This window comes from Saccharothrix luteola, assembly GCF_020859565.1.
In the GTDB taxonomy this organism is placed as follows: domain Bacteria; phylum Actinomycetota; class Actinomycetes; order Mycobacteriales; family Pseudonocardiaceae; genus Actinosynnema; species Actinosynnema luteola.
In genome coordinates this window covers 77,696-104,101 of sequence record NZ_JAJHUO010000035.1, presented here as the reverse complement: position 1 = coordinate 104,101, position 26,406 = coordinate 77,696, and the positions used below count along the sequence as shown (strand labels likewise).

At 66.4% G+C, this 26,406-nt stretch carries 17 protein-coding genes and 3 pseudogenes; 9 read left to right on the top strand and 11 right to left on the bottom strand.

Annotated elements, in window-relative coordinates:
- Positions 1 to 86: 86 nt before the first annotated feature.
- The 3 genes from LNK82_RS38645 to LNK82_RS38635 all read right to left on the bottom strand — a co-directional run bounded on the left by LNK82_RS38645 (position 87) and on the right by LNK82_RS38635 (position 2,532).
- The gene (locus LNK82_RS38645) at positions 87 to 437 is read right to left on the bottom strand and encodes a transposase (protein ID WP_230571810.1); all 351 of its coding nucleotides are present in this window, start codon (positions 435 to 437) and stop codon (positions 87 to 89) included.
- 342 nt (positions 438 to 779) lie between these two features.
- The gene (locus LNK82_RS38640; RefSeq protein ID WP_230571809.1) at positions 780 to 2,171 is read right to left on the bottom strand and encodes a hypothetical protein; all 1,392 of its coding nucleotides are present in this window, start codon (positions 2,169 to 2,171) and stop codon (positions 780 to 782) included.
- Between the two features lie 28 nt (positions 2,172 to 2,199).
- Complete coding sequence (locus LNK82_RS38635; RefSeq protein WP_230571808.1) at positions 2,200 to 2,532, bottom strand: hypothetical protein; 333 nt, start codon at positions 2,530 to 2,532, stop codon at positions 2,200 to 2,202.
- Positions 2,533 to 3,662: 1,130 nt separating this feature from the next.
- Here LNK82_RS38635 and LNK82_RS38630 point away from each other — a divergent pair.
- Together LNK82_RS38630 and LNK82_RS48480 are read left to right on the top strand one after the other, a co-directional pair.
- Positions 3,663 to 5,534, top strand: a complete 1,872-nt coding sequence (locus tag LNK82_RS38630) for a hypothetical protein (RefSeq protein ID WP_230571807.1) — start codon at positions 3,663 to 3,665, stop codon at positions 5,532 to 5,534.
- Positions 5,535 to 5,675: 141 nt separating this feature from the next.
- A pseudogene (locus LNK82_RS48480) lies at positions 5,676 to 5,732 on the top strand (hypothetical protein); the annotation flags it as partial.
- Between the two features lie 42 nt (positions 5,733 to 5,774).
- Here LNK82_RS48480 and LNK82_RS38620 read toward each other — a convergent pair.
- The gene (locus LNK82_RS38620; RefSeq protein WP_372470764.1) at positions 5,775 to 6,965 is read right to left on the bottom strand and encodes an IS630 family transposase; all 1,191 of its coding nucleotides are present in this window, start codon (positions 6,963 to 6,965) and stop codon (positions 5,775 to 5,777) included.
- 673 nt (positions 6,966 to 7,638) lie between these two features.
- Here LNK82_RS38620 and LNK82_RS48030 point away from each other — a divergent pair.
- Positions 7,639 to 8,169: an integrase core domain-containing protein gene (locus LNK82_RS48030; RefSeq protein WP_230571806.1), complete on the top strand. Its 531-nt coding sequence runs from the start codon at positions 7,639 to 7,641 to the stop codon at positions 8,167 to 8,169.
- Positions 8,170 to 10,774: 2,605 nt separating this feature from the next.
- Here LNK82_RS48030 and LNK82_RS38610 read toward each other — a convergent pair.
- Both LNK82_RS38610 and LNK82_RS48025 read right to left on the bottom strand, forming a co-directional pair.
- On the bottom strand, positions 10,775 to 11,755 hold the full coding sequence (locus LNK82_RS38610) for a pentapeptide repeat-containing protein (RefSeq protein WP_230571805.1): 981 nt from the start codon (positions 11,753 to 11,755) through the stop codon (positions 10,775 to 10,777).
- Between the two features lie 265 nt (positions 11,756 to 12,020).
- Positions 12,021 to 12,689: an integrase core domain-containing protein gene (locus LNK82_RS48025; RefSeq protein WP_230571817.1), complete on the bottom strand. Its 669-nt coding sequence runs from the start codon at positions 12,687 to 12,689 to the stop codon at positions 12,021 to 12,023.
- Between LNK82_RS48025 and LNK82_RS48665 the strand changes: the two are divergent.
- Positions 12,657 to 12,818: pseudogene (locus tag LNK82_RS48665) on the top strand (GNAT family N-acetyltransferase); the annotation flags it as partial. The gene LNK82_RS48025 and the pseudogene LNK82_RS48665 sit on opposite strands and share 33 nt — an antisense overlap.
- Positions 12,819 to 12,878: 60 nt before the next feature.
- Positions 12,879 to 14,294: a hypothetical protein gene (locus LNK82_RS38600; RefSeq protein WP_230571804.1), complete on the top strand. Its 1,416-nt coding sequence runs from the start codon at positions 12,879 to 12,881 to the stop codon at positions 14,292 to 14,294.
- A 320-nt stretch (positions 14,295 to 14,614) separates the two neighbouring features.
- Here LNK82_RS38600 and LNK82_RS38595 read toward each other — a convergent pair whose 3' ends face one another.
- The 5 genes and pseudogenes from LNK82_RS38595 to LNK82_RS38575 all read right to left on the bottom strand — a co-directional run bounded on the left by LNK82_RS38595 (position 14,615) and on the right by LNK82_RS38575 (position 21,545).
- Positions 14,615 to 15,040 carry a hypothetical protein gene (locus LNK82_RS38595; protein ID WP_230571803.1) on the bottom strand — a complete coding sequence of 142 codons (426 nt, stop codon included), beginning with the start codon at positions 15,038 to 15,040 and terminating at the stop codon, positions 14,615 to 14,617.
- 306 nt (positions 15,041 to 15,346) lie between these two features.
- On the bottom strand, positions 15,347 to 18,043 hold the full coding sequence (locus LNK82_RS38590) for an ABC transporter substrate-binding protein (RefSeq protein ID WP_230571802.1): 2,697 nt from the start codon (positions 18,041 to 18,043) through the stop codon (positions 15,347 to 15,349).
- A gap of 259 nt (positions 18,044 to 18,302) precedes the next feature.
- Positions 18,303 to 19,397: pseudogene (locus LNK82_RS38585) on the bottom strand (IS630 family transposase).
- A gap of 209 nt (positions 19,398 to 19,606) precedes the next feature.
- Positions 19,607 to 21,145: a tyrosine-type recombinase/integrase gene (locus LNK82_RS38580; RefSeq protein WP_230571801.1), complete on the bottom strand. Its 1,539-nt coding sequence runs from the start codon at positions 21,143 to 21,145 to the stop codon at positions 19,607 to 19,609.
- Positions 21,138 to 21,545 carry a hypothetical protein gene (locus LNK82_RS38575; protein ID WP_230571800.1) on the bottom strand — a complete coding sequence of 136 codons (408 nt, stop codon included), beginning with the start codon at positions 21,543 to 21,545 and terminating at the stop codon, positions 21,138 to 21,140. The genes LNK82_RS38580 and LNK82_RS38575 overlap by 8 nt, the downstream gene beginning before the upstream one ends.
- A gap of 299 nt (positions 21,546 to 21,844) precedes the next feature.
- On the opposite strand from LNK82_RS38575, the gene LNK82_RS38570 reads away from it, so the two are divergent.
- The 4 genes from LNK82_RS38570 to LNK82_RS38555 all read left to right on the top strand — a co-directional run bounded on the left by LNK82_RS38570 (position 21,845) and on the right by LNK82_RS38555 (position 26,327).
- Positions 21,845 to 22,165: a hypothetical protein gene (locus LNK82_RS38570; RefSeq protein WP_268997772.1), complete on the top strand. Its 321-nt coding sequence runs from the start codon at positions 21,845 to 21,847 to the stop codon at positions 22,163 to 22,165.
- A 27-nt stretch (positions 22,166 to 22,192) separates the two neighbouring features.
- Positions 22,193 to 24,016, top strand: a complete 1,824-nt coding sequence (gene glmS, locus LNK82_RS38565) for a glutamine--fructose-6-phosphate transaminase (isomerizing) (protein ID WP_230571799.1) — start codon at positions 22,193 to 22,195, stop codon at positions 24,014 to 24,016.
- A 164-nt stretch (positions 24,017 to 24,180) separates the two neighbouring features.
- Positions 24,181 to 25,050 carry a TIGR03621 family F420-dependent LLM class oxidoreductase gene (locus LNK82_RS38560; RefSeq protein WP_230571798.1) on the top strand — a complete coding sequence of 290 codons (870 nt, stop codon included), beginning with the start codon at positions 24,181 to 24,183 and terminating at the stop codon, positions 25,048 to 25,050.
- Positions 25,047 to 26,327, top strand: coding sequence for an APC family permease (locus LNK82_RS38555; protein WP_230571797.1), 1,281 nt, complete (start codon positions 25,047 to 25,049; stop codon positions 26,325 to 26,327). The genes LNK82_RS38560 and LNK82_RS38555 overlap by 4 nt, the downstream gene beginning before the upstream one ends.
- Positions 26,328 to 26,406 lie beyond the last annotated feature (79 nt).

Sequence of the window (26,406 nt, the reverse complement as noted above, 5' to 3'; positions counted from 1 at the left end):
CTCGCCCACGAGACCCGCCGATTCCTGCACCGCCGCCAACGCCAACCGCACATCGTCCGCGGCTACTTCCAAGCCCCACACGTCCGCTACGCCATCATGTAGGCAACCGAACACTTTCGGCTCAATAAGTCGCATCCAATGCGAGTGACGGAAGGTGGTGGCCGGTGAGGCCGATCGGCGTGGTTCCGGGTGCGGCGAGCCTGCACCTGGTGTCGCAGTGCGGCGTTCTCGTCCTCCGGCGAGGCCGGAGCCGAGGCGCTCGCGGTGGAGGCGGGCGCCTCGGTGCGTTGTGCGTCGTCGAGCCGGATCCAGTTACGCAGCGTCTCGTGGTTGACGCCCAGGTCTTGGGCCACCGATTTGATCGTCGCACCGGGGCGGGACCGGTAGAGCGCGACCGCCTCGGCCCGGAACTCCGGCGGGTAGTGCTTCATCACCATCTGAACGGAACTCCTGTCCACCCGGATCGTCAGGATCCAAGTGTGTCTGGTGTCCAACATCCGGGGTCAAGTCCCAACTTGCAACAGTTGAAAGGCGGCCTCACCAGTCGGCGACCCCCAGCCGACTACGCGACGTCAGCAGTCCTCGAGGAATGCCTGTTTGCCGCCCAGGCAACGAGCATGAGCCGTGGGTGCCGGTGGTTCTTCTACACGCTGCCGGACGGCTCGCCGTACCTGCACTTCAGCATGCGCGCGTCGTCGAAGTACCACGACTGACCGCAGTGCTCCGGTCGGTATCCCGGTGCGGGTCGTGGTCCGGTGCCTGGACACCGCGCGGGTGGGTCACCGTGGCGCTTCCCCCTCGGCGTTCCGCGTCGCGACACTGCCCTCGATGGACTTCAGCACCTCGGTGAACCGTTCGGGCAGGCCGTGGCGGTAGGCGGCGGAGTGCAGCCTCCGCAACACGTCGGTTAGTTGCCACGCCACGCCGCCCGACTCGACCTTGGCCGCCACCTCGACCACCCGTCGTGCCAGCAGCACGCGGTCCTCGGGCAGGGCGTTCCCGGCGTGCAGCGCGAGGCGTAGCAGCTCGGCGAACCGTTCGGCGTAAGGCGAGGCGTGCGTGTTCTGGAAGTCCGCGACGACGGTGTCCACCGGCTTGTGGATGAACGTTGTGGGCCCGTTGAAGGTGACGTTCTCCACGGTGGCGTGCGAGATCACCACGCGACGGCCGGTGAACTCCGTGGCGCGCAAGGTGTCCTTCACCGCCGACACCCGGGCCAACGCCTCGCGGTCGGCCCAGGACGCGGATGCCGCCAGCGCCCGCAACGCCTCGACGCCGCGCACGTCCGCCTCCAGCGGAACGCTGCGGTAGAGCTTGGCGACCGCCTTCGTCCGGTCGACCGGCGCCTCGCCGCCCGCCACGCGCTGGATCGTGCCGAACAGCTCCCGCAGCGAAGCCGGGTCGGCGGACTCGATCGGGAACACGATCGTGCGGTCGTCGGAGCCGCCGAACAGCACGAGACACGGGAACAGCTCCGGATCGACGCCGAGCTCGCGGGCGACGTCGTACAGGCCGCTCTTGTCGTACGGCGCCCGGCTCAGCCAGCGCAACGCGGCCAGCGGGCGCAGCAGCTCCGGCTCCAGATGCCGCCGCCAGTACTTCAGCGCACGCCGCCAGTCCGGCGGGCGTTCCACCACGAAGACGCGCAACAGCGGGCCGGACAAGGCGTTCAGCTCGTCGAAGTGCAGGCGCACGTACGTCGCGAGCGCGGCGTCCTCCTCGGTGTAGAGCAGCGCGCCCCACAGCCGAGGCCAAGCCGCCACCTCCACCGCTGCGGCCACGTCGAGGGCGTCGAACAACGCCTCCGGACGGCCGAGCGACACGATCGAGTAGTCCGTGTCGGTCGGCACCTCGGCCTTGACCAGCACCAGGTCGTCCGGCTCCACGGCATCGGCCAGCCGGGCGTCGTCCGAGAGGGTCTCGCCGAGCAGGTTCTCGACCTTGATTCGGAACACCTCTTGCCCGTCCGCGGCCGACGCGTCGAGCGCGCGCCGGGCGAACTCGGCGACCGTCGCGTCCGGCTCTACGTCCAGCCCGATCAGCGTCGACCCGAACCGCTGCACGATGGTGGGCCAGTCAGTGCCGTCGACCAGCGCGCCCGCCGCCACGTGCCCGAGCGAGCGCCTAACCCCGACCCAGTCGCCGACCCACACGATCGCGTTCAGCCGCACCCGCGTCCCTCCTCCTGCGGTCGCGGTGTCAGGCGAACATCGACGAGACGCTGTCCACGATCGTGGACGCGGGCGCGGCGATATCCGCGGCCCGCGACACGATCCGGCTGATCGCGCCGAGCTTCGACTCGACCGCGGCGGGCTCGTCGGTGTCCGCCACGGCGGCGGTCTCGTCGATCAGACGGGCGGTGTCCTCGCGTTCCGCGTCGCTCAGGTCGCGGCTGGACAGCACCAGCTCCATCAGCCGGGCGAGCTGCTCGCCGTGCGCCGAGGCGTGGGTGTTCTGGAAGTCCCGGATGACGGTGTCCACCGGCTTGTTGATGAACGTCGTCGGACCGTGGAAGTGGAAGTTCTCAGTCATGTGCTGCCCCCTTGCCCGGAAGGATAGCGAAGGTCGGGGGAACGACCACCCGTTCGAACGCCGATCCGCCAGCAGGTCCTGGTGATGCCCGCCCCCCGTCGCCGCTGACGCCCTCAGCTCCCACCACGTCACCACAAGCAGGCTCGCCGACCAGGCTGGGCACCACCTGAAACCGATACGCCCCCGGCGATCACACACAGCCACCGTCACGGCGAACCCGCGACAGTTGAATACGCAACCTCACCAGTCCGGAAGGCCACCCGGTGCGACTCGGACGGTGAGCCCGACGATCCGGAGTTCGGGCGGTGCCCGCCTCGTGCAGTCGCGCCGGTCCACTGCCGGGGTCAGCATCGCCCGGCGCAGCAGATTGAGGTCGACGCGCTCACCCGCTCACGACCGCGCTCACCATCACCATCGACGGCCACAGCGCGGCACCACGGGGCCTTCCGCGAATTGGGTAGCCCGATGGTTGAGCGTCGCGCTCCTATCGGGCGACTTTTCGCTACGCAACGGATCTGGATGGTTACTTGGCGTGCAGGTGTGTGGGTATCGTGCCCACGCCCGACCCACGGAAAGGGTGTGTAGCGCGATGAGTGCGCCAACCTCCGAACCTCCTCTGATCACCGACGCGATGGTCCCCGAGCAGTCGAGTTCCGAGCGGCCCAGCGGTGGCTCGTTGACGCGCAGGAGCGTCTGGAGAAGGTCCGGGCGATGTTGTCCGGGCCAGGTCGGATACCCGGGCGGCGCGTCGGTTGCGGATGAACCGTCAGGCCAACGTGTACTTTCGATTCAATATGTTGCAACGTCAGGCGACGGCGTCGGAAAGATGTGATCAACAAGCGACGCCAGGAAATTGCGACCAAACCCATCGGATGGAAATTTACTTACAATTGCGGAAACCGTTTGACGTTTGACGTTTGACAGAACAGCGTAGACAGAGGAGCGTTCGACAAGGACTCGGCAACTGGAGCGCACCCATGATTAGGCCAGGCAAGCCAGATACTCCCGCACCTGAGCAGCCAGCCGTGGGGCCAGGTGTCCTTGATCCAAGTATCGGCCACATCCGAATAGCCGCTTTCGGTGACTCACTCATGTGGGGTCAGGGAAACGCGCGAGACAAGCGTTTCTCAATGCGGTTTACCAAAATGATAGGATCGACATTAGGTAAACCGAGCCTGCCTGGAGCGCTCATATTTGACGCCTCGCGCTCAGGAGCCAAAATCCGCGACCTTCCTGGGGAACGCCTCGAATTTGCCGATACCTACCCGTTCCTGTTTCCCGACGCGACGGTTCGTAGACAATTCCTCAACGGTGTCACCGACTCTCCAGCCCGCGAACTGTACGGCGAGATCCCAGCAGCCTTTCCCACCGTGCTGGGGCAGGTAAAAATGTTGCCAGTCAATATCGGCAAGAGGATTGACATCGCCCTTGTCACAGGCGGCATCAACGACATATCGCCCGAGAACGTGATAAATCCATTGTTATACACAGGGCGCTATATCGAACGTTATGACGGCGAGATCCGACGCGTCGTCGAAGATAACGTCACCTCCCTACTTCAGGCTGTGCGCACTAGGTGCCCCAATGCCGTGGTGTTCTACTTCGGCTTTTACTCCGCCGCCTCTTACCAGTCGGACCCGAATAAGCTTCGCGATCTGTTCAAACACGAGTACAACGACGACTTCAAGTGGTGGTTCAATAGGTACATATACGAAATGGTCAACGTCAACAAGATGATCAACGAGGCGCAGACGCGATCCGAGTGGTTCCATGGCCGTTGGCAGTACTGGACTCGCAGAGCCATCAACTACATGAACGCCGACGATATACGCCGAGGGCCTGGCGTCATCTTCGTTCCCTCCCGATTCAGCTCGTCGCAGGCAGGCTTCACTCAAAGCTCGAACCTCTGGGATGACTACGATTTTCCAACCAAGGACCCTGCCGCTGCCAAAAGGGCTCGATTGACACCGCGCTCTGACGAGCGCCGGAACATGCAAGAACTTATCAAGCTGGTCATTTTGGGAGGCATTTGGGACGGAGCGGAAGCAAGAGCGCGTAAGGAAGCCGCAAAACTTAACGCCGCGATCAATGGCCCTCTCACGCTCAAGCGAAACCTGACCGATTTCATCAACGGTCAGAACGACGCCGGAACCCTGTTGCTGGAGTCGCTCAGCAACGAGGTGCACCGCATCCAGCACGCGCTCATCGCTTCGATGGCACACCCAAATGAGCGGGGCACTCTGCGTTACGCCACGGAGGCAGTCAGGAAGCACTTCGAGCACGAGGCAGTCAGGGCTAAGGTTGCGGCTGAAACCAGGGGTCATCGTCCGGTTGGACCGCCAGGACCCCTTGATCACCTGCTGACGAGGTGCAACCTGCGTACAGTCGGACGTGCACTCGCGGCCGACATCACCCATCTCGAAATTGACGCAATGACCCTGATTGTCAAGACGGCACCAAACTCCGCACGCAATTTGGGCATGTCCGCCAGTTTAGGCCTGGTCCTGGCGGACCGAGCTGGTGGCGGAACTATGACCAGATCGTTTCTACTCACATTCGTGAACTACGTCAACGCCGTTGACGTAGCGGCCTACGATGCGGACCCGATCGGAAAGCCTCACCCCTACCTCGAGCCGGGAACGACCAACCGTCTCACCACTGTGACGACCTCGGACAAACCGATCAAACTCGAGGACGTCATTGGGGCTTATCTGGCCTTAGGGCCCGACCCGTGGCCGACCGCTTCAGCCAAGATCCGTCGACGTTACGGCCGCACCTGGGCACCTGACTCGATAACACTGGAGGTAAACGGCGTACGGGTCAAGACTGTTGAACTATTCGGCAGCAATTTCGGTCCAAACAGCCAGATCGACCTCGGATGGCCAGAAGCAGTCGACCGGGAATTCTTCAAACCGGTAGCAAGAATGCACAAGGTCAGACGAGTGCGCCCACTGGGGAAGCTGCAGGCGAATCCGCGGCTTCCTGGACGAAGGGCTTTGTAGGAGATCCGCTGCCGGTCGATTGCCTATCGAGTTCTAGGATTCTGTCTCACTTGCGTTGATTCGGCATGACCTGATCTTGAGTTGCGGTTGGTGTCGGATGATCTGTAGGCGTTGGCGGAGCCGTTGATTCTGCGGTTCAAGGTGCGAGCGCAGGGTGGTGGGACGGTGCCGGTGGACGATCGGGCGGTGTTCACCGCGATCGTCTACATGTTGACCAGTGGATGCGGGTGGCGGGAGCTGTCACCTTCGCTCGGGGATACCATGCCGTCCGCTGTACCGCTGGTTACCGAGGTTGAATTCGTGTTGGCGGGTGGAACTGGTCCCGTGACGGTTCTTGATCGTCGCGGTATGCCGGGTGGATGAGGTATTGAGTCGAAAATGTTCGGTTGCCTGCATGATGGCGTAGCGGACGTGCGGTGCCCGGAAGTAGCCGCGGACGATGTACGGCTGGCGCTGGCGGCGACGTAGGAACCGTCGGGTCTCGTGGGCGAGCCGGTCGACGTTGTGGGCCCGTGAGGCGTTGACGTTGCGTTTCAGGTCGGCGTTGAGCAGTTCGTCGGGGTTGAGTTCGGGGCTATAGCCGGGCATCAGGTGCAGTTCGATCCGCTCGGCGTTGTCCTTCAGCCAGGCACGGACTGCCTTGCTGCGGTGCACCGGGTGCCGGTCGGCGATGACGTGCACTTTCCGTTCCGACTGGCGGCCGACGCGGTCGAGGAACGCGGTGAACACGGCTGCGGTGAACCGCTCGGTGAACACGGTGAACCACAGCGCACCGCGTGAGGCGACAGCGGACATGACGTTGACCCGCAGCCGTTTCCCGGTCACCCGCACCACCGGCGTGCGCCCCTTGGGCGCCCAGGACCTGCCGGGCGGTGCGGCGTCCGAGCGCAGCCCGCACTGGTCGACCCACGCGATCGCCGCACCCTCCGCCCTCGCCCGTGCCTCGATCGCCGGATAGTCCTCGTCCAGCCATGTACGCACCGCGGCGGGCTGCTGCTCGTAGGCCCGCCGGGCCGGACGTTGCGGGGTGAACCCGTGACGGCGCAGCCACAACCCCACGCCCTGTTCGGTCATGTCGACCCCGACGACCAGCCGGATCAGCTCGACCACCGCCTGGCGGGTCCACAGCGGGCCGCCGATCAACAACTCCTCGGGCGTGTAGTCGGCCATCGCCGCGAACAGCGTGCCCCGATCCTCCGCATTGATCAGCTCAGCGGGGCCGGGACGTCCTTTGCGGGTCGCCAGGCCGTCGCGGCCGTCCCGCCGGTAAGCCCGCCACCAGGTGCCCACCGAGCGCTCGGAGACCCCGAACACCTCCGCGGCCTGCCGATAGCCCTCGACTTTTCCGGACTCCAACGCGGCCACCACCCGCAACCGCAGCACCTCACGCTCCGCAGGCGACAACCGGTGCGCACCCTCGACCTCGATCACGAGCGATCAACCTACAGGAAGATGATCACTTTCGACTCAATATGTTGTGCCGCTCGAAAAGTCATCGTCGCTGGTAGGTCGAGGTCTTCACCGTCTTGACAGTATGACCGGGTGATCGTGTCCCTGCTGTACAAGATCACCCGGAAGCTGCTGTCCGTGCCGTCGATGCTGCTACGCAGCGAGATGGTGAAGGACGCCGAACTGCTCGTGCTGCGGCACGAGAACGCGGTCCTGCGCCGACAGCTTGCGGGTCCGGTCCGCTACGAGCCCGCCGATCGGTTCTGGTTCGCCGCCCTGTCCGGGTTGGTGGATCGTCGCCGGTGGCGGGAGGTCTTCCCCGTCACGCCAGGCACCCTGCTCTTCTGGCACCGCAGACTCGTAGCCCGCAAGTGGGACTACTCCACGCGTCGACGCACCGGACGCCCACCGACACGAACCGCCACCAAGTCGCTCGTGCTGCGCCTCGCCAAGGAGAACCCCCACTGGGGCCACCGCCGGATACAGGGCGAACTGGCCCGCCTCGGCCATCACATCGCCCACTCGACCGTCTGGCAGATCCTGCACGACGCCGACATCGACCCGGCACCACGCCGGTCCGGTCCGACCTGGCGGGAATTCCTCACCGCCCAAGCCCAAGGCATCATCGCAGCCGACTTCCTCCACCTCGACACCCGTGCTCGGCAAACGCCTCTACGCACTGGCGTTCCTCGAACACAGCACCAGACGCCTGCACATCACCGGAGTCACCACCCACCCCACCCAGGCATGGACGACCCAGCAGGCCAGGAACCTCGCCACCGACCTCGGAACGCGCATGGAGTCCCTGCGCTTCCTGCTCCGCGACCGCGACGGGAAGTACAGCCGGACGTTCGACGCCGTCTTCCAGGCCGACGACCTCATCATCAGAAGCGCACCACAGGCACTGCGGATGAACGCCCACTGCGAACGGGTCATCGGCACCATCCGACGCGAACTCCTCGACCACATCCTCATCACGGGAAAGGCCCACGCACGACAAGTCCTCAAAACCTACGAGCACCACTACAACCGACACCGCCCCCACCAGGCCCGCCACCAACTACCACCCGAGGCTCAGCAGCATCCCGCCGCGATACACGACCTCGACACCCGCCAACTGCTCCGCACCCGCATCCTCGGCGGCCTCATCAACGAGTACAAAAAGCCGCCTGACCAGCAGCGATGACTTTTCGAGCGGCACAGGCCCGGCAGTTGCGCGAGAAGACCGGCATTTACAGGGTGCGATTGGACGCCGTCACCTGGCTGAGTTATTAATAGGCCTCGTCGCCCCGGACCGCCGCGAACTCGTCGCCGTCTACCGGGCCGCGCCCCGCCTGCTGGTCAACGACGAATCCGGCTTGACACCGGGTACGCCGCCCGCCTGGACGTCGAACCCTTGAAGATGGAAGTCTGCGCATGTCAACACGCAATGGTCAAAATTAGGAATACGGCAGATTGAGTGGGCAGTCGGAGCGTTAGGTGTCACTCGGTTACATGTTGGCACGAACGTGGACCCATCGCCAACGCACTGTCGTCTTCGGGCGTGCCGCCTGCGAAATCGACGAAGTGCTCGACCTAAGACCTTTATAGCAGCAGTTCCGCCGGAGGGCGTGTCACAATCAACTAGCTCAACCAAACGATAGAATAATGATCTACGATGCATCACTGATGATTTTGTAGGTCCACCCATCGTCTTTATGTATTATGTGAAGCGCAGATTCTCCATTCCTCAACCTGTGTAGATTGACGTCAGCGCTCGACCCTTGAGCGATGTGGCGCAAAGTGGCTTGCACTATCTCCTCTACCCGCTCGGTCGCCTCAGGTAGATCGAGGTCGGTCGAGCGAAAATTGTCGATCGTAGTTGGAAAAAGTATTGACTCTTCGGTGATGTGCAATCGAAGGGTCGTGCCACCCGAACCCTCTAGAAAGTACATGATTTGCACAAGCCCTATCCGATGTGCGTTCAAGAGGAGCTGTGCGGTGAAGCCGGTCGAGAGCTCGCTCGCGTATTTATCATTTTTGCGATTCAACGTGCACCTCGATAGCCCGCCGATCTGTGACGTTATCCTTGCAACAGGTTACTGTCTCGTTACCCTTGGTTCAGCCCCCCTTGGTGCACTGTCGAAGCTCCTCTTAACCACGCTCCCCGCTGCAACCGTCTCGGTTATAACTACATTTCGATGACGCTTTATGTAGCGACATGGCGTTTGTACGTGCTCTTTTTTGTAGCGATCACTGATCAAGCCGTAGATGCTTCTGAACATTAGAATTGTTAGCAGTAAGTCTAGAGTCCATGCTGCCAGCTCCGAATACGTTACCACTGAAAGTGGCGGACTCAGGGGTTTATGCTCGGCGGTGATCGCCCATATGACGAGTGAACTTAATGCAAGGATAGCAACCCCAGGAAAGGCGAGGATGGCTGGATTCAATATTACAAGGTACCACTTCCTTAGTGAATGTCTATGACTTCTCATCCATTGCTCCCAGTGTAGGCCGCCGGGAATGGATGGACTCAAGCGAAATTCGATGTACTCGCCAGCTTTGTATATTCCATTCAGGTCAAGCACATGTCTCGTCGCAAACATGTACGATATGGCCGGCAGGATCAACAAGAACGGCGCACGGCTCGAGTTGGATAGCGAGAACGCAAACAAGGCACCCGCTACAGTTATTTGCAGATTGAAAGCCTTCCAAAGGTTGTCATTGCGGAATTGAATTTCGAGACGTAATGCGGAGAACTCCGCTAGCGGACCTTCGTGCACGGTGCCGCCTCCGTCCGGGCGTCAACTAATTGAGACCGTTCGATCTGACTCATCTCGCGCCTTCCAGGTTACTGTGCCCCTAGGGGTGTACCATCTGAAGTCAGTTCACTCATATGGATGGAATCTTCGGTAGCTCATGGTAGGCACTTGGTGACTAACCGTTTAGGATCATTCGAAGCTTGCGGCGGAACGATTGACGACCGTTCAAGGCACGGTGGCCTTGGATTGCGGGATGTGCCACTCTCTGGACATGAGTCGCTTCATCGATGATGTTCGTCGAGCCAGGTCTCAGGGCGTTCTGCGAGAACGTTTCCGCCCTGCCGACGTACAGAAGGTGTGTCCGGGATGGGCTGACGCGACCTACCGCGTGTTCCTACCGAAGCACCGCTTGGGCAATCCTGGTGACTACACGGCGTACTTCCGGCGGCATGCCGACGGCCGCTACAGCCTGATCACATAAGCTGCGGGCTTACGTCGATGCAGGGACGTTGGGGGCATCGCCACCGACGCTCAGCGACCATGTGCAGAGTTTTGGAACCCCGCAGGTGTCACCAACCGGTGGTGCCGTAACCAGTCGGGTAGGCGTCGCACCAACACGGCGAGCACCGCGCGATCGGCCCAGTCCAACCGCGGGCGGGGACTGCCCCGACGCCGCACGGCGACTTCGTGCCGCAGCACCGGCGGCTCCACGTCCTTGGCCGCCGATCACCGGCCGAGCAGAACCAGCCAGCCGACGAGCCGGACGAAGATCAAATAGAGCAGTCGTAGCGCCACGCCCCGCGATCATGCTTCTACCGCGACTTCTGCCCGATCACCGCAGTTCAGCGCCTCAGTGCAGGGTTCTGGCACCCCACAGGTCGTAGTGGCCATAGTTCTGTCCATGTTGCGTAACCTGCGACGATGACTTTCGGGCGGAATCGAGCGGTCTGTCAAGATCGCTAGGGACGAACTGTCGACCGACTGTTATCTGCAATCGACTGATCTCAAGCAGGGTCAAGCGCCATGGCCTGCTGCAGCTATAGCTAACAGTTACCACCATATTCCTGTTGTGTGAGAATCGACCACTACGTCCTGGACAACTGTGCCACTGTGATCAACTGCAGCCAAGAAGGCGCCGGATAAATCCGAACTTGTCAGATTGGTATCGATTAGGCGCGTACCCAGCAGGCGCGCGTCTTTCAGGCTTGAGTGTGAGAAGTCGGCACTCGTCAGGTCAGTGCGTATCAGCGTAGCGCCTGTCGCGGTCGCAATAACGAGGTTTGCGTTAGTGAGGTCCGCGCCTGTCAGGTCGGCATGATACAAATTTGCACCCGAGAGGTTCGCGTCGTTCATCTTGGCGCCAGTCAGGTCCGCTTCGTATAGGACTGCGTTCTGCATCCATGCAATCGACATCTTCGCGCCGACGAGCGATGCGCGAGTCATATCTGTACGACCAAGATTAGCGCGCATATCAGCACCGGCAAGATTTGCTTCGACGAGGCTCGCTTCAGAAAGGTATGAGCCGGAAAAATCGGCACCAGAAAAGTTAGCGCCGTCCAAATTTGCCCGAATCAGACACACGGAAGTAAGGTTGACTCGCACTTCGTCCTTACTTCCGTTTCGGCGACCCATGACCGTAAGAGCTGCTTGCACGTCGGGACTGACAGTCTGATCTGGACACGACGCGTCTTCAAACGGGCGGAGTGGGGGGCGTGGAGCGTTGGTGCGCACGAAGGCGGACAGAACCTCAATGATGGTCGACTGGTCACGAGGGGAATCATGGGCTAGTCGCTCTAAAGCGTAAATTCCACCTAGACGAACCTGTAGGCGATCAGCCCCTTGCTGACCAATCTGTTCAATCGCCTTCGTGTAGCGGTCGGTGAACTGTCCCTGTTCAGTCACCCTGTTCTGAGCCTGGGCGGCAGCCACCTGATCTCGGGTGGCGTTGAGTGACAGCCCCGTGAAGATCAAGGCACCGATGGCAGTTGCCGCAGTGATCAAGGCGGTGACGGTTTGCGCGATCGTCGGCATGTCACGCCCAGTTCCGCTTGTGGACGGCTTGCTGGCGATACGTCCTCGAGTGGTCATCGAGTTCTTGTTCGCCGTCCGAGGGCGGAGCCGGGTTCCCCGGACCGCAGCAGAGGGGTTGACAGTTGATCGTTGGCGAGTGGCGGGCATGTACCTAAGATCGTTTGAAGGCCTCTGATCGTCACAGCAACGCCTGCACCTGCCGAGGATGTCATCCGTGCAGGGCAGGTTGTAGGGCTGTGCTTGCCGAATATGTCATCCGTGCAGGTCAGGCGGCGTGGTGGTACTCGTTGAGGATGCCGCCCAGCCGTTGCCGTCTCCGGACGTCGAGGTGGGTGAGGGTTGCCTGATCGAGGGCTGGCTGTGGCAGTGGTTGTAGTGGTCGGGCGTTGTCGATGCCTTGGTGGGGCCGGTGGGTGTTGTAGAAGCGCTCGTACTCGCGCAGCGCGTGAAGCAGGTGCTGCTGGTTCCAGATCAGCGTTCGGTCGAGAAGCTCACGGCGGCAGCTCTGGATCCAGCGCTCCATAATCGCGTTCATCCGCGGGATCCGGACTCCACTGCGAACGACCTGGATGCCCGCATCGGCGAGGACGGCGTCGGACAGTGCCGGGAACTTGCCGTCCCGGTCGCGAATCAGGAAGCGCGCGTGTCGGCTTGCGTCGTCGAGGTCCATGGCGAGGTTCCTGGCGGCTTGGGTGACCCAGGAGACGGTGGGGCGTGCGGTGGCGCCGAGGACGCGGATCCGGCGGCTGGCGTGTTCGATGACCGCGAGTACGTACAGGCGGGTTCCGTTCAACGTGCGGGTCTCGAAGAAGTCGCAGCCCAGGAGCGCCTCGGCCTGCGAGCGGAGGAAGGTCGACCAGGTCGTCGAGGTGCGCTTGGGGCCGGGTCGATCTCGACGTCCTTCCCGGAGAACCGCGCCGGCATCGCCCTGCACCACTCCGCTGGCTTCCGTACCGTCGGCGTCCGCGAGCGCATCGCCCACCACCACGGCGTCTGGCTCGATACCGTACTGCTCGAATGCCGTGCGCAGTCCATGTCGGCTGCCGACGGCTGCGCTTGTTGAGCCGCTTGTCACCGCGTACAGCGGAATCGTCGATCCGGTGCTCCGGCACGCTGGGCCGAGTTGTCGGTCTCGGAGGGTAGATTCGGGTGTTTCTCCGCACTGTGTTCGGGATGGATGGTCATGGACTTCTCGGTGCTGCCGCGCGGGCAGATGGAGTGGACGTCGCTGATCGACGATCTGAGCAGGACCGACGACCGGGTCGAGCGGCACTTCCTGGAGCTGAAGTCCGATGTCGACCTCACCGGGTCGGCGGGTCGGGCGAAGGTGGTCAAGTTCATCCTCGGTGCGGCCAACCGGGACCCGGACACTGCGGCCCGCTACTTCCAGGGGCACGCCCTGATGGTCCTCGGGGTCGCTCCCGGCGCGGTCACCGGCATCGCGCCGTTCGAGGCCATGGACCTGGCCCGGTTCGTCGCCCGCTACACCGGCACGCCCGGCCCCCGGTGGGACTTCCAGCGCGTTCCCGCTCGCGAGGGCAGGGACGTCATCGTCATCCTGGTCGACCCGCCCACGGGCAGCGTCTGGACCTGCCTGAGCGACGGGCCCGAGAAGCTGACCGACGGTGCCATCTTCGTCCGCGCCGACGGCGAGACCCGGTTTGCCAAGGGCGCGGAGATCCGGGCGATGGTCGACCGGGGCCGCGCGCACACCGTCCCCGCCGAGCTGGACGTCGCCGTTGTCGGCCGCGCGGTACGCCATCCGCACGGGTACGAGCAGGTACTGGTGGACTACATCGAGGCGCACCGCGAGAGGCTCGGCGAGGCCTCGGCCCGTGTCAGGTCCCGTCCCGGTACCCGGTTAGCCGGTTTCGACACCCTGGGTGCCCAGTTTTCGATCGGCGACCGCCGCAAGCCGGAGGAGTTCCTGGCCGAGGTGGAGTCCTGGCAGGAAGAGGTGCGACGAGCCTGGCCGGAGGTCCTGGACCACCTGGCGGGCTACGCCGGACGTGGCGTTCACCTGCGCATTCGCAACAGCAGCGACGCGTTCCTGGAGAACGTGGAGGTGCAGGTCCACATCGAGGGGGAGGTCAGGGCCGTCGACCCGGTCGAGGACGACGGGCTCGATCTTTCGTCCCGGCTGCCTGCCCTACCCGTCCGGTGGGGTGCTACCACGCTGTTGTCCTCCGCGTTCGCGCTCAACAACTACCCGGTGCCCGATGTGCTCCGGCCGGCGGCCATGGGGATGGGGGTCCTATACCACAACGGCGGATCGACGACGCTGACCATGACGCTGGACGCGCTGCGCCCCCGGAGCGTGCACGACACCGATCCCGGTGACTTCGCTCTGGTCGTCGACGGGCCCGACATCACCGAGCTGCGCGGCACCTGGCGGATCACCGCGCGGGGGCACCACCGCGTTTACGAAGGTGAGCTCGCCGTCCCGGTCAAGCAGTTGGGCGACGTCGACGAGCCGATCCGCTCCGCGCTCATGCCCGACGACGCCGATGAGGCGGATACCGCGGAGGACGAGGATTGATCCGGTGCGTCCGCAGTGCGCTGCCAGCATGAACGGGAGGCGCGACGGGTAGCGATGCGGCCGCTGACCCAGGCCGGTCATCATGCCGCGTAAGCCGACGGCGTTGTGGACCTGCGGTCGCACCTACGAGCGCCTTGACTCCCACGCTACACAAGGCTTCGACCTGCATGGATGGAGTTATCGGCAGGCACAAGGACACCGGTGTGCTCGGCGGCGGCGACGGTTCAGGCCGTGCCGGGACGAGCCGGTCAGGCCAGGTGAGGCAGGAGCGCTTCGGCGATCCGGATCGCCGGCACCCAGCCGTCCGGGTCGACGTCCACTCAGAGCTCGGTCAACGGCTCACCGGTCAGCTCCACGGCCTCGACCACGGGCCACACCCTCAGCAGGGCGGTGCCCGGACGCAGGGGCACCAGCCGGTCGCCGGCTCTCAGGGCCATCACCTGCACCGGACCGCGTCCGTCGGCCGCGAGGGAGTCGTCCGCGCGCGGGTCGGCGCGCACCCGGTCGACCACCGCGTCCACCCCGGCCACGGCCAGGTGCACGACAACGGCTTCGCACAACGACGTCGACGCGCCGATCAGCCGCGAGCGCCGCAGGATGGGCACCACGATCCCGCTCGGGGCGATCTCCAACCGCCATCCGTCCCGGTCCTCTCCGACCCATGCAGCTGGCTCCAGCGACGCCCAGCGCGCACGGGCGTCCGCCTCCAGCACAACCGGATCACCGACAGTCGCCTTGGGTGGCATGAGGACTCCTCACCTCGTCGGGGGCCGGGTGATCGTACGTGCCGGCACCCGTGGCCAAGAGCCGCTGGGCATCGGGGTGCGCGGTATCACGGACGGCACCGCCGACGCGGTCGTCGCGGCGTGGGGACGGGCGTAGGCCCGTGCGCGTCTCGGCAACAGGGGTTCGGGAGGTCGTCCAGTCACCGAGTCGGACGAAGATCAGGTACAGCAGTCGTGACGCCACACCTCACGATCGTGCCCTGGAGGGCCAGCGTGCGCGATCGTCGCAGCTCAGCATCCCCGTGCAGAGTTCTGACACCCCACACGTCAGCCGGGGCAGGGCTCGGGTCGGCCGTCGCTGTAGACGAACTCGCAGCGGGGCACCGCGGACGCGTCGCCGATGTCGCCGATGCGCGCGATCATGAGTTTGCGCTGTGCGCCGGTTCGGGAGTCACGGAAGCTGATCTCGCCGGTGGCGCCGTCGAACGGGCTGCGTTCGATCAGTTCCTGGGCGATGGCCGCGCGGTGGGGAAGGTACTCCGGGCTGTGACCGGGGCGTTGCTGGTTGCGGCGCACGGCGGCGACGAACAGGCCCGCCGCGTCGTAGGCGAGGCCGATGCCCTGTCCCGGCCACCGTGGGCCGGGGGTGCCTGCCAGTTCGCGCGCGTAGTCGTTGGCGGCCGGGGACTTGGAGTCCGATACCTGGTACAGCCAGTTGTACCCGTCGCAGAATGTCACGAGCGATTGCTCGTTCTGGTTGGTCGCCGGGCGACCTTCGTCGCGGCACGACAGGCCCGCCGCCACGACCCGTCCGCCCATGTCCACCCAGGACACCGGTAGGCCGTTCAGCTCGTACTGGTCGCGACTCTTCTGCTGGGCCACGAATCTGATCACGACGTCGTCGCCGACGACGGTCGGCGACTCGTCGCGCCCGCACAGGCTCACGACGCGGTTGAGGAACGCCGCGAACTGGTCCTCGCGGCCTGCGTAGAACGCAATCTCCGTACGGCCGCAACGTATGTCCACCTCATCCGGTGACCGCTCCCAGCGCACGTGCGGCCGTGCCTCCATGTCGGGCTTGCGCGCCTGCACCGCGGCGGACATCTCGTCCACCAGGGTTCCGATGTACGCGTCGTTGACGGGCGGGTGGTAGACGGTCAGCTGCCGCGACGTTTGGTGCGCGTACTCCACGACCATGCGCGCCTGTACCCGGTTCCCGGGCGGGAGCTGGAAGTACAGCGGCGACACCTCGCCGAGGTTCTCACCGGTGAGCACCATGGTCACCACGGCTGTGCCCAGGTGTCCCAGCAGCGCGATCGCCGTCTCGGTCTCCGGTACGGTCCGGTCCATGCCGATGACGCCGAGCACGGTGGGGTCATCGCGCAGCAGCGGCGCGAGCAGATCCCGCACGATCTCGGGCGCGGCCTTCATCGTGTTGCCGCCGTTGGCCACGATCACCCGCAGCAACGGCTCGGTCTGCTCGCTGCGGTTGTGCTGCTGCTGCCTGATCAGCAAGCCCTCCAACTCGTCCGCGACGGAGTGGTCGGTGCCGGGGTCCGCCTCGGGGTGCGTCAGGCCCGAGAAGTACACGATGCTGACCAGCGGCCTTTCGGAGTTGGCCTCGTGCAGGTCGCGCGCGATCGTGTTCTGCTCGAACACGGCCAACTGCGCCAGCCGCAGCCGTGGATCCCGACCGAACACGAGGCCGCTGTTGTCGCTGTACCCCACGCACTGGCCGAGGGCGTCGTCCCACCGCGCGACGGCGCCGGCGGAAGGGCTGGGAAGGCAGTCGGCGGCCCAGCGGTTCACCAACCAGCCGCCGGCGGACAACAGCGGTACGGCGATCAGCAGCGTAGCCGCCGTCAGGGCTACGCCTTGGCGCGCCAGCCACGCGGGTTTACGCGGCGGCAGGGAGCGGATCTTCGGCCACGCCTCGCGGTCGGCGTCGGACGGTTCGTCGGACTGTTCGGGCAGGCGGGCGAACACGAACCGCGCTTCGCCCTCCTGGCGCTGCCGCAGCGTCGGCAGCATCCGGTACCAGCGGTCCACCACCGACTGGACGTCGCGCAACAGCGGCATTCCGTGCGGCTTCTTCCACGACGGCGGGGCGTCGCTGCGCGCCACCACCAGCAGCGGGTCCAAGTCGCCCTTCTCGTTGCGGACGTCGTTGACCAAGCGCAGCAGCTCCCAACTGTCGTCGGTGACGTTGTCCAGCACGAGCACGACGTACGCGGTGCGCCGCCACCGGCGGGGGCGCAGACCGCGCGGCCGGTATGCCAGGCGCAGGTCCCGTAGGAACGCGTGGACCAGCACCTTCTTGATCTGCTCGGAGTCCTCGGTGCCGCGCCGGCCGATGGTGAGGCGTTCGGCGAAGCCCACGAACGTCGTCGAGTGCATCGGCACCATGAACGGCTGCCGCATGAACCACCGCGGCACCCGGCCGACGATCGGCCAGCGGTGCGTCCACAGCCAGAACGCCAGCGGGCCACCGACGGCGACGACCAGCCGCGCCCACCACGGCAGACCGCCGTCGCCGGCGTCGCCGGTCATCGCCCGGGGGCGGTCCTTCTTGTACCAAGTGCGCAGCATCTCGAGACTCGCCGCGCGCGCATCCCGGCCGTCGACGGGTTCGATGGTCTGCCGGGTGAGCCAGGACGCGAGCCGGTAGTGCTGGAACCGCAGCCGCCCGCCCGCGCCCTTGTTGTCCCACTCCAGCACCTGGTGCACGGCATCCAGCAATGGCAGCAGCGCACCGACCGCACCGGGTGACGGGTCGGCCGCGTTCACGATGACGTGCGCGACCTTGTCCCGTTCCGGCTGGTTCAGCCGGGTCGCGAGCGCACGCGGCACGTCGCCGGGCACCTTGCCGACCAGGGACAGGATCGGTAGCGGCCGGTCGCCGCGGTACTCGCCCTCCTTGGGCCTGCGCCAGCTCCAGCGCGGACGGTCGACGAGGTCGCGGATCACGTCCAGCAGGGCGTGCAGGCCCTGAAAAGGCGACTCTTCCTCGGGTCTCGCGGTCATGCGATGTCTCGCGCTCCGTGGGGCGGATGATCCCGGCCCATCACCGGGATCATCTCCAGGTTCCAGCGATTGCGCTGGCACACCCCAGGAACGGTTGGAATTCACCCGTTCGCAGGCAGTCCACCACCGCAGAACTGCGGCGTCACACAACACGGACCGCTGATCACCCGATGGCTCGGCGCACCGACCACCCCCTCGTCGAACCGGGCTGTGACGACAACCGGTAGGTCAACTCAGCCCTGACGAGTCGGTCGAATGGCTAGTGTCCTGAGTCGTTGATTCGTTGGCAGTATCGGGCGAGGTCGTCGAGGATCTCGTCGGCGGTCTTGGTCCAGACGAAGGGCTTCGGGTCGTCGTTCCAGGCGTCGATCCAGGCTTCGACGTCGGCTTCGAGTTCGGCGACGCCGCGGTGGGCTGAGCGGCGGAGTTTGCGGTTGGTCAGCTCGGCGAACCAGCGCTCCACGAGATTGAGCCAGGACGACCCGGTCGGGGTGAAGTGCAGGTGGAACCGGGGGTGGCGGACCAGCCAGGTCTGATCTCCGGGGTCTTGTGCGTGGCGTAGTTGTCACAGACCAGGTGCAGATCCAGTTCCGGAGGGGTGTTGGCGTCGATCGTCTTGAGGAACCGCAGGAACTCCTGGTGACGATGCCGACGCTGGTGCCGGCCGATCACTTTGCCGGTGGCGACGTCGAGCGCGGCGAACAGGCTTGTGGTGCCGTGACGGACGTAGTCGTGGGTCCGGCGTGCCGGGGTGGTGGGCATGATCGGCAGCGTGGGAGCGGTGCGGTCCAATGCCTGCATCCCGGATTTCTCGTCCACGCACAGGACAAGAGCCTTCGCGGGCGGGTCGAGGTAGAGGCCGACGACGTCGCGGACCTTGTCGATGAACAGCGGGTCGGTGGACAGCTTCCAGGTCTGTACCACGTGCGGCTTGAGTTCGAAGGCCCGCCAGATCCGGGAGATCGCCGACTGCGACATACCGGTCGCCCGCGCCATCGACCGGGTCGACCAGTGCGAGTCGTTGTTCGGCGGCGCCTGTTCGAGTGTCGTCACCACGACGCGCTCGACCTGGGCATCGGTGATCTTCCGCGTGGCGCCGGGCCGAGGCTCGTCGGACAGCCCGTCCAGGCGGTGCTCGACGAACCTGCGCCGCCACTTGTTCACCGTCGGCGGCAACACACCCAACCGCCGCACCACGTCCATGTTGGACACACCCCTCGGCGCACGTCAACACGATCCGAGACCGCAACGCCAACGCCTGCGCCGTCGACCGACGGCGCACCCATCCCTCCAGCGTCTGACGCTCCAGATCGGTCAGCACCAACTCGGGTAACGCAGGTCCACGACGAGCCATCAGCACAACCTACAACGAATCAACGACTCAGGACACTAGGCGGGCGAGAGGAACATACAAGATCATCGCCTGCCGCGACGGCGACGCTACCGCGCCGTAGGTCATGCCGATAGTTCTGACGGTTCCGATAGGTGGTCGCCTCGTCAACCACCGCCAAGCGTGCGGCGGACGGCCGAAATCGCCCAGGTGGTCCGACCGCTCGTGGCGGCCTATCGGGACCGGGTCCACGATCGGATGGCGGCGACGATCGTGTCGATATCCCGGACCGACGCCCTGCGCTGATCGCCCACCCGCTGCCGCGGAGGACTCGGCGCGGGAATGTTCAGCTTCCACAGAGCTTGGCCAAGCCGCTTCGGATCCCAGCCGATACGGTCGGCGAGGTCGGCGGTGGCCACGATGCCGGACTCGTCCTCGCCGATGACCTCGGCCAGCAGCACCAGCACCTCGGGCATGTACACACCGCCGTCGACGCCGCCCGGCTCCATGTCGACGTCGACCGGCGCGGCGGAGCGGTCCGTATCGACCTGCACAGGCGACGCAGCAACCGCCGCACCGGTGAGCGGCCCGAAAGCAGAACGGTGCTCCCCACCCGCGGCGACGGAGACACCCGTCGGTGCGAAGTCCGCCAGGGCGGTGCGGACGATCGGGTCCTCGGCCCGTGCGGCCGACGACTCCTCCGGCACGGCCAGCGGATGCCGCTCGCCGGTCAACGCCTGCACCGCCGTGGCGATCTCCGTGAGACTGGCCTTGACGTAGGTGGAGGTCACCCCGTACCTGTTCGACGTCGGCTCGGCGTGTCCGGCGAAGGCCCGCGCGACCGCATAACCGAAGTTGCGCTCCACCCACGTCAACGTGGTGTGCCGCAACCAGTGGGCGCTGATCACCTGAGTACGCACGCTCTCCACGTGCTCACCCACCCGACGCCAGAGCATCGTGTAGCGAACGCGGCTCATCGGCCTGCCATTGTGATAGCGCAGCACGTGGCTGTCCGGATCGCAGGCGCCCCGCGCGCGGGCATGGTGTCGCAGATGCGCCATCAACGTCGGCGACACCGGCTGCCACCGTGAACCACCCCCTTTCTCCCGCAGCAGGATCAAACACTGCTCCGAGTCCAGGTCCCGCACCCGCAACGCCAGCGCACCACCACGCCGGCACGCGGTCTCCAGGTGCAACCGCAACAGCAGCGCGTCCAACGCGGGATCGTTGCCCGTCGACGAGGCCACCTCCACGATCCGTCCGACCAGCGCGGCGTCCAGACCGTGACGGCGCGAATGCGACCGTGAGGGCTTGGCCACCCGCGACATCACGTTCTGCCGATCGGTGATCACCTCCTCGCCCACCGCATACCGGTAGACGCACAACAACGCGTTGTAGGTGTGCTGCACCGCGCTGCGACCACCGTTCGCGGTACGGCGGACCACGACCGTGGACTTGACGTACTCGAACAACGACTGCACATCCGACACCGTGATCTCGTCCAACCGGCGCTCACCCCAGACCGCGACGATCTTCTTCCAATAGGCGTCGTACGCCTTCCTCGTCGTCGACGGAACGGCCCCGGCCACCTCCGGCACGATCTCGGCGAAGGTCGGCGCGTCCCGGCCCGTCGACACCCCACCGTCGTCCGGGACCTCTCGACCGACGACCGAGGCCATGTCGTCGATCAGGTCCTGCGGCCGCAGATTCATGTGCTGCAACAGCTGGATCGCCATCGCGACATCGGCGGATCGGTAACCACCGTCAGCCACGGCCGCCCTCCCCTTGCACGGATACCGCCACCGCTTCCCCCACCATGATCGCGTCGGACCCGACACCCTCAACACCGGGCAGCCCTGGATCGACTGCGGTCACCAGTCCGCTCGGGTCCGGCAGCACTTGGTCCAGCCATTCCTGACCGAAGATCAGCAACGTCGCGGACTCCGGAACCGCCCGCACCACCACCGACTCCCCCTCACCGAATGAACACCAGCGGCGGAACCGCGCAGGAACATGCAGAAACCGCCGACCGTTCAGCGCGAACGCGCCCTCCTCTGTGCGACGCACGACGATCACCCCGGCGCGCACGGCGATGTCCACCGGCGTTCCCGCTTCCCAGTCGAGAACGTCGAACACCATGCCGCACGTCAACCGGCCCTTGTGGTCGAACACCGCCGTCGCGTAACGACGCGGGTGCGGTGAGCGCATCGGCGGGAGTTCCACCGGGCCCGGTGCCGGCGTACGCCGCAGATCCAATTGCCGCGGCTTGAGCGGTCGCCCGTCCGATACGTCCACCCCGCCGGCGGAAAGAGGCCGGCGCGCAGGAGCCGAGAGGTCTCCGGACCCGGAACGGGCCGCGACACCGGGCACGAGGGCGGGGACAGTCCGGTTACGCACGGTCACCTCCACGGTCACGAGTGGGCCGTGCCCGAAAACGGGCACAGCATTTTGATCGGTGGTTGGCTGTGGTCATGCTGGGACCTGTGGAGGACGAGCGCCGGTCTGACGAGCGGTGGGAAAGACCCCACATCGGAGTGTCGGAGGAACTGGCCCGGCACGTGGTCAGGACGACCGGGTTGCCTCCCGCGCTCGCGCGGCGCGTCGTGTCGGACGTCATGGGCTACTTCGTCGAGACGGCGGAGGAGTACGTGCTGCGCCGGCACGCCGAGTTGCGGCGCGACGGGCTGGGCAACGCCCGGATCTGGGCAGTGCTCCGGGAGGAGCTGGACGTGCGGCCGGTGGCCGCGCCGCCGCTGTCCGAACGCCAGCTGCGCCGGATCGTCTACGGCTAGGTCGACGTCGAGAGGGAGATCACCGGAATGTGCGGAATCGTCGGTTACGTGGGTCCGAAGGACGCCGTCCCCGTGCTGCTGGAGGGCCTGCACCGGCTGGAGTACCGGGGCTACGACTCGGCCGGCGTCGCGGTCGCGGACGACGGCGGGTTGCGGGTCGTCAAGACCGCCGGACGGGTCGGCGACCTGCGCAAAGCCGTGCCCGACGGCACCGCCGGGCGGACCGGCATCGCGCACACCAGGTGGGCCACCCACGGCGAGCCGACCGACCGCAACGCCCACCCGCACGTGGACGCCGCCGCACGCGTCGCCATCGTCCACAACGGCGTGTTCGAGAACTCCGACCGGCTGCGCGCCCAGCTCGCGGCCGACGGCGTCGAGCTGGCCTCCGACACCGACAGCGAAGTCCTCGCCCACCTGGTCGCCCGCAGCTCGGCGGACACCCTCGAAGACGCCGTGCGGGAGGCGTTGGCGCAGGTCGAAGGCACTTACGGGGTGATCGTGATGGACGCGGACCGGCCGGGCGAGCTGGTCGCCGCGCGCCGGGGCAGCCCGGTCGTGCTGGGCGTCGGCGAGCAGGAGATGCTGGTCGCCTCCGACGTCACCGCGCTGGTCCGCTTCACCCAGCAGGTGATCTACCTGGACGACGACGAGATCGCCACGGTCACCGCCGACGGCTACCGCACGTCCACCATGGACGCCCGCGCCACCAGCACCACCCGCTCCCCCACCGCGATCGACGTCGCGAGCGCCGAGTACGAGCTGGGCGAGCACCCCGACTTCATGTACAAGGAGATGCGCGAGCAGCCCGACGCGGTGGACCGCTGCCTGCGCGGGCGGCTGGACCACCGGTTCTCCTCGGCCAGGCTGGACGGCGTCGGCCTCACCCCGCAGGACTACCAGCGCATCCGCCGGGTCAAGCTGCTCGGCTGCGGCTCGGCGTACTACGCCGGTCAGCTCGGCGCGCAGCTGGTCGAGGAGCTGGCCCGGATCCCGGCCGACGCCGAGCCCGCGTCGGAGTTCCGCTACCGCAACCCCGTGGTCGACCCCGACACGCTGTACGTCGCGATCAGCCAGTCGGGTGAAACCCTGGACACGCTCGCGGCCGTGCAGGAGCTCAAGCGCAAGGGCGGGCACGTCATCGGCGTGGTCAACGCGGTCGGCAGCACGATCGCCCGCGAGTGCGGCCACGGCATCTTCCTGCACGCGGGCCCCGAGGTGTCCGTGGCGGCGACGAAGTCGTTCACCACGATGGCCGTGGCGCTGGCGATGCTGGCGCTGGACCTGGGCCGGGTGCGCGACCTGTCCATCACGGAGGGCAGGCGCCTGGTCGCCGGGCTGTCCCAGCTGCCGCACCAGATCGCGCAGGTCCTCGCCGCCGAGGACGACATCGCGGCCATCGCCCGGAAGTACGCCGGGGCGGAGCACATGTTCTTCGTCGGCCGGGTGCGCGGGTGGCCGGCCGCGCGCGAGGGCGCGCAGAAGCTCAAGGAGATCTCCTACGTGCACGCCGAGGCCTACCAGGCCTCCGAGCTGAAGCACGGGCCGTTGGCGCTGATCAACCCCGAGATGCCGACCGTGGTGCTGGTGCCGGACGACGAGCTGCTGGCCAAGAACACCGCCACCATCGAGGAGATCAAGGCGCGCGGCGGCCCGGTCATCGCGGTCACCGACGCCGAGCTGCCGCCCGGCCTGGCCACGGACGTCATCCGGGTGTCGAAGGCGCACGACGCGTTGGCCCCGATCACGCTCTCGGTGCCGTTGCAGCTGTTCGCCTACCACCTCGCGCACGCGCTGGGCCGTGACGTGGACCGGCCGCGCAACCTGGCCAAGAGCGTGACCGTCGAGTAGCGCGTCGGGGTGGCGGCGGACCGTTCGGGCTCGGCCATTCGCGTGACGGCATCGGGGATCGCTATCGCTTCACATCCGGCGGGGATGGGGAGGTGTTGACCCGCGTCGTCCCCGCACGGAACTGTTTGCGTATTTTCGGCCGACAACAACCCGCGGGGGACGCCGTGAACCACCTATCGTTCGGGATCACGCTGGCCACACCGGCCACGCACGACGCGCTCGTCGAGTCCTGCCGCACCGCCGAGGGGTACGGGTTCGACTCCGTGCTGGCCGTCGACCACCTCGGGCCCAACCGGACGTCGCCGTTCTCGGTGCTGAACCTCGCCGCCCAGGTGTCGCCCACCCTCAAGGTCGGCACCTACGCGCTCAACGGGGCGTTCTGGAACTCTTCGCTGCTGGCCAGGGAAGTGCAGACGGTGCAGCGGATGAGCGGTGGGCGGCTGCAGCTCGGGATCGGCGCGGGGATCATCAAGCAGGAGTTCGACCTGGCCGGCATCCCGTGGACGCCGATGGACGCCCGGGTCGCCCACGTCGGCTCGTTGCTGGACGAGCTGAGGAAGTTCCTCGACGACGAACCCGACGTCGAGCACCCGCCGGTGCTGATCGGCGGCACGGGTGACCGGATGCTGCGCCTGGCCGCCGAGCGCGCCGACGTCGTCAGCGTGGGCGGCATCAGGCACATCAAGGGCAAGGCGACGGGGAACTTCCGGGTCATCGGCACGGACGAGACCGAGGAGCGCGTGGCGTTCGTGCGGGACGCGGCGGCGGGGCGCGACGTCACGCTCAACGCGTTCGTCCAGGTCGTCGAGGTGACCGACGACCGGGAGGCCGCGGCGGCGCGGATCGCCGAGGACTGGGAGCTGACGGCGGAGGTCGTGCTCGACTCGCCGTACATGCTGATCGGCACCGCGGCCGAGATCGCCGAGCAGGTCGTGGCCTCGCACCGCCGGTTCGGGTTCACGTCGTTCAGCGTGCAGCGGCCGTACCTCGACGCGCTGGGACCGTCGATCGCGCTCGCCCGCGCCGCCGCATGACGGCGACCAAGGGCGGTCGGCTGACCGTCGGCCAGGGCACCGCCATGTACGTCGGCGCGGTGCTGGGCACGGGTGTGATCGCGCTGCCCGCGCTGGCGGCGGAGATGGCTGGTCCGGCGTCGCTGCTGGCGTGGCTGGCGCTCGTGGTGCTGTCGGCCCCGTTGGCGGCGACGTTCGCGGCACTGGGCGCGCGGCACCCGGACGCGGGCGGCGTGTCGACCTACGCGCGGCTGGCGTTCGGCGAACGCCTCTCCGCCGTGGTCGGCTGGTGCTTCTACTTCGCCGTGCCCCCGGGCACGACGGCGGCGGCGCTGTTCGCCGGCGCGTACGTCGAGGAGGCCGTCGGCGGCGGTCAGTGGACGGTCGTGGTGACCGCGCTGACGCTGCTGACCAGCATGGCCGTGACGAACTGGATCGGCCTGCGCGCGTCGGGCGCGGTGCAGTTCGTGCTGGCCGCGCTCCTGGTGTTCCTGGTGCTCGGCTCGGTGCTGCTGGCCGTGCCGCACGTCGACATGGGCAACCTGACGCCGTTCGCGCCGCACGGCTGGCTCGCGATCGCGCCGGCCGCGGGCCTGCTGGTGTGGAGCTTCGCCGGGTGGGAGGCGATCACGCACCTGGCGCAGGAGTTCCGCAACCCGCAGCGCGACCTGCCGCGTGCCACGGGCATCGCCGTCACGATCGTGGGCCTGCTGTACCTGTCGGTGGCGTTCGCGATCATCGCGGTGCTCGGCCCGGCGGCCGCGGACGGCGAGGCGCCCCTGGGGCAGCTGATCGCGCGCACGGTCGGCGGTGACGTGAAGGTGGTGGCGGCGGTCGCGGCCGTGCTGCTCACCATCGGCTCGATCAACGCCTACATGGCCAGCGCGTCGAAGCTGAGCGCGGCGCTGGCGCGGGACGGCGCGTTCCCGCGCAACCTGTCCGGCGGCACGGTCGCGGGCGAGGTGCCGCGCCGCAGCCTGGTGGTCGTGGTGGCGCTGTGCTTCGTGTCCCTGGCGGTGGCCATGGGGACGGGCACGGGCGCGAAGCTGTTGGTCCTGCTGACCACCGGGCAGTTCGTGGCGGTCTACCTCATCGGCACGGCGGCGGCGTTGAAGCTGCTGCCGACGCGGTCGCCCGCGTGGTACGCCGCGCTGGTGGCGTTCCTCGGCGTGGTGGCGCTGACGGCCGCCACGGCGGTGTACATGCTGTGGCCGTTGGTGGTGACCGCGACGGCGCTGCTGTTCCTGCGGTGGAACCGGAAGCGGCGCCAGGACCCGGTGGAGGAAGTCGTCACCTGACGGGACGTGGGGGGGGGGGGGGGGGGGGGGGGGGCCCCCCCCCCCGCCCCCCCCCCCCGGCGCCCCCGCCGGCCGGGAA

Bases quoted from the DNA above. Each gene is read 5' to 3' on its own strand.
- LNK82_RS38610 (WP_230571805.1), bottom strand. From the start codon at position 11,755: ATGCCGACGATCGCGCAAACCGTCACCGCCTTGATCACTGCGGCAACT.
- LNK82_RS38570 (WP_268997772.1), top strand. From the start codon at position 21,845: ATGCTGGGACCTGTGGAGGACGAGCGCCGGTCTGACGAGCGGTGGGAA.
- LNK82_RS38635 (WP_230571808.1), bottom strand. From the start codon at position 2,532: ATGACTGAGAACTTCCACTTCCACGGTCCGACGACGTTCATCAACAAG.
- LNK82_RS38555 (WP_230571797.1), top strand. From the start codon at position 25,047: ATGACGGCGACCAAGGGCGGTCGGCTGACCGTCGGCCAGGGCACCGCC.
- LNK82_RS38645 (WP_230571810.1), bottom strand. From the start codon at position 437: ATGGTGATGAAGCACTACCCGCCGGAGTTCCGGGCCGAGGCGGTCGCG.
- LNK82_RS38590 (WP_230571802.1), bottom strand. From the start codon at position 18,043: ATGACCGCGAGACCCGAGGAAGAGTCGCCTTTTCAGGGCCTGCACGCC.
- glmS (WP_230571799.1), top strand. From the start codon at position 22,193: ATGTGCGGAATCGTCGGTTACGTGGGTCCGAAGGACGCCGTCCCCGTG.
- LNK82_RS38630 (WP_230571807.1), top strand. From the start codon at position 3,663: ATGCGGTTTACCAAAATGATAGGATCGACATTAGGTAAACCGAGCCTG.
- LNK82_RS38595 (WP_230571803.1), bottom strand. From the start codon at position 15,040: ATGCCACCCAAGGCGACTGTCGGTGATCCGGTTGTGCTGGAGGCGGAC.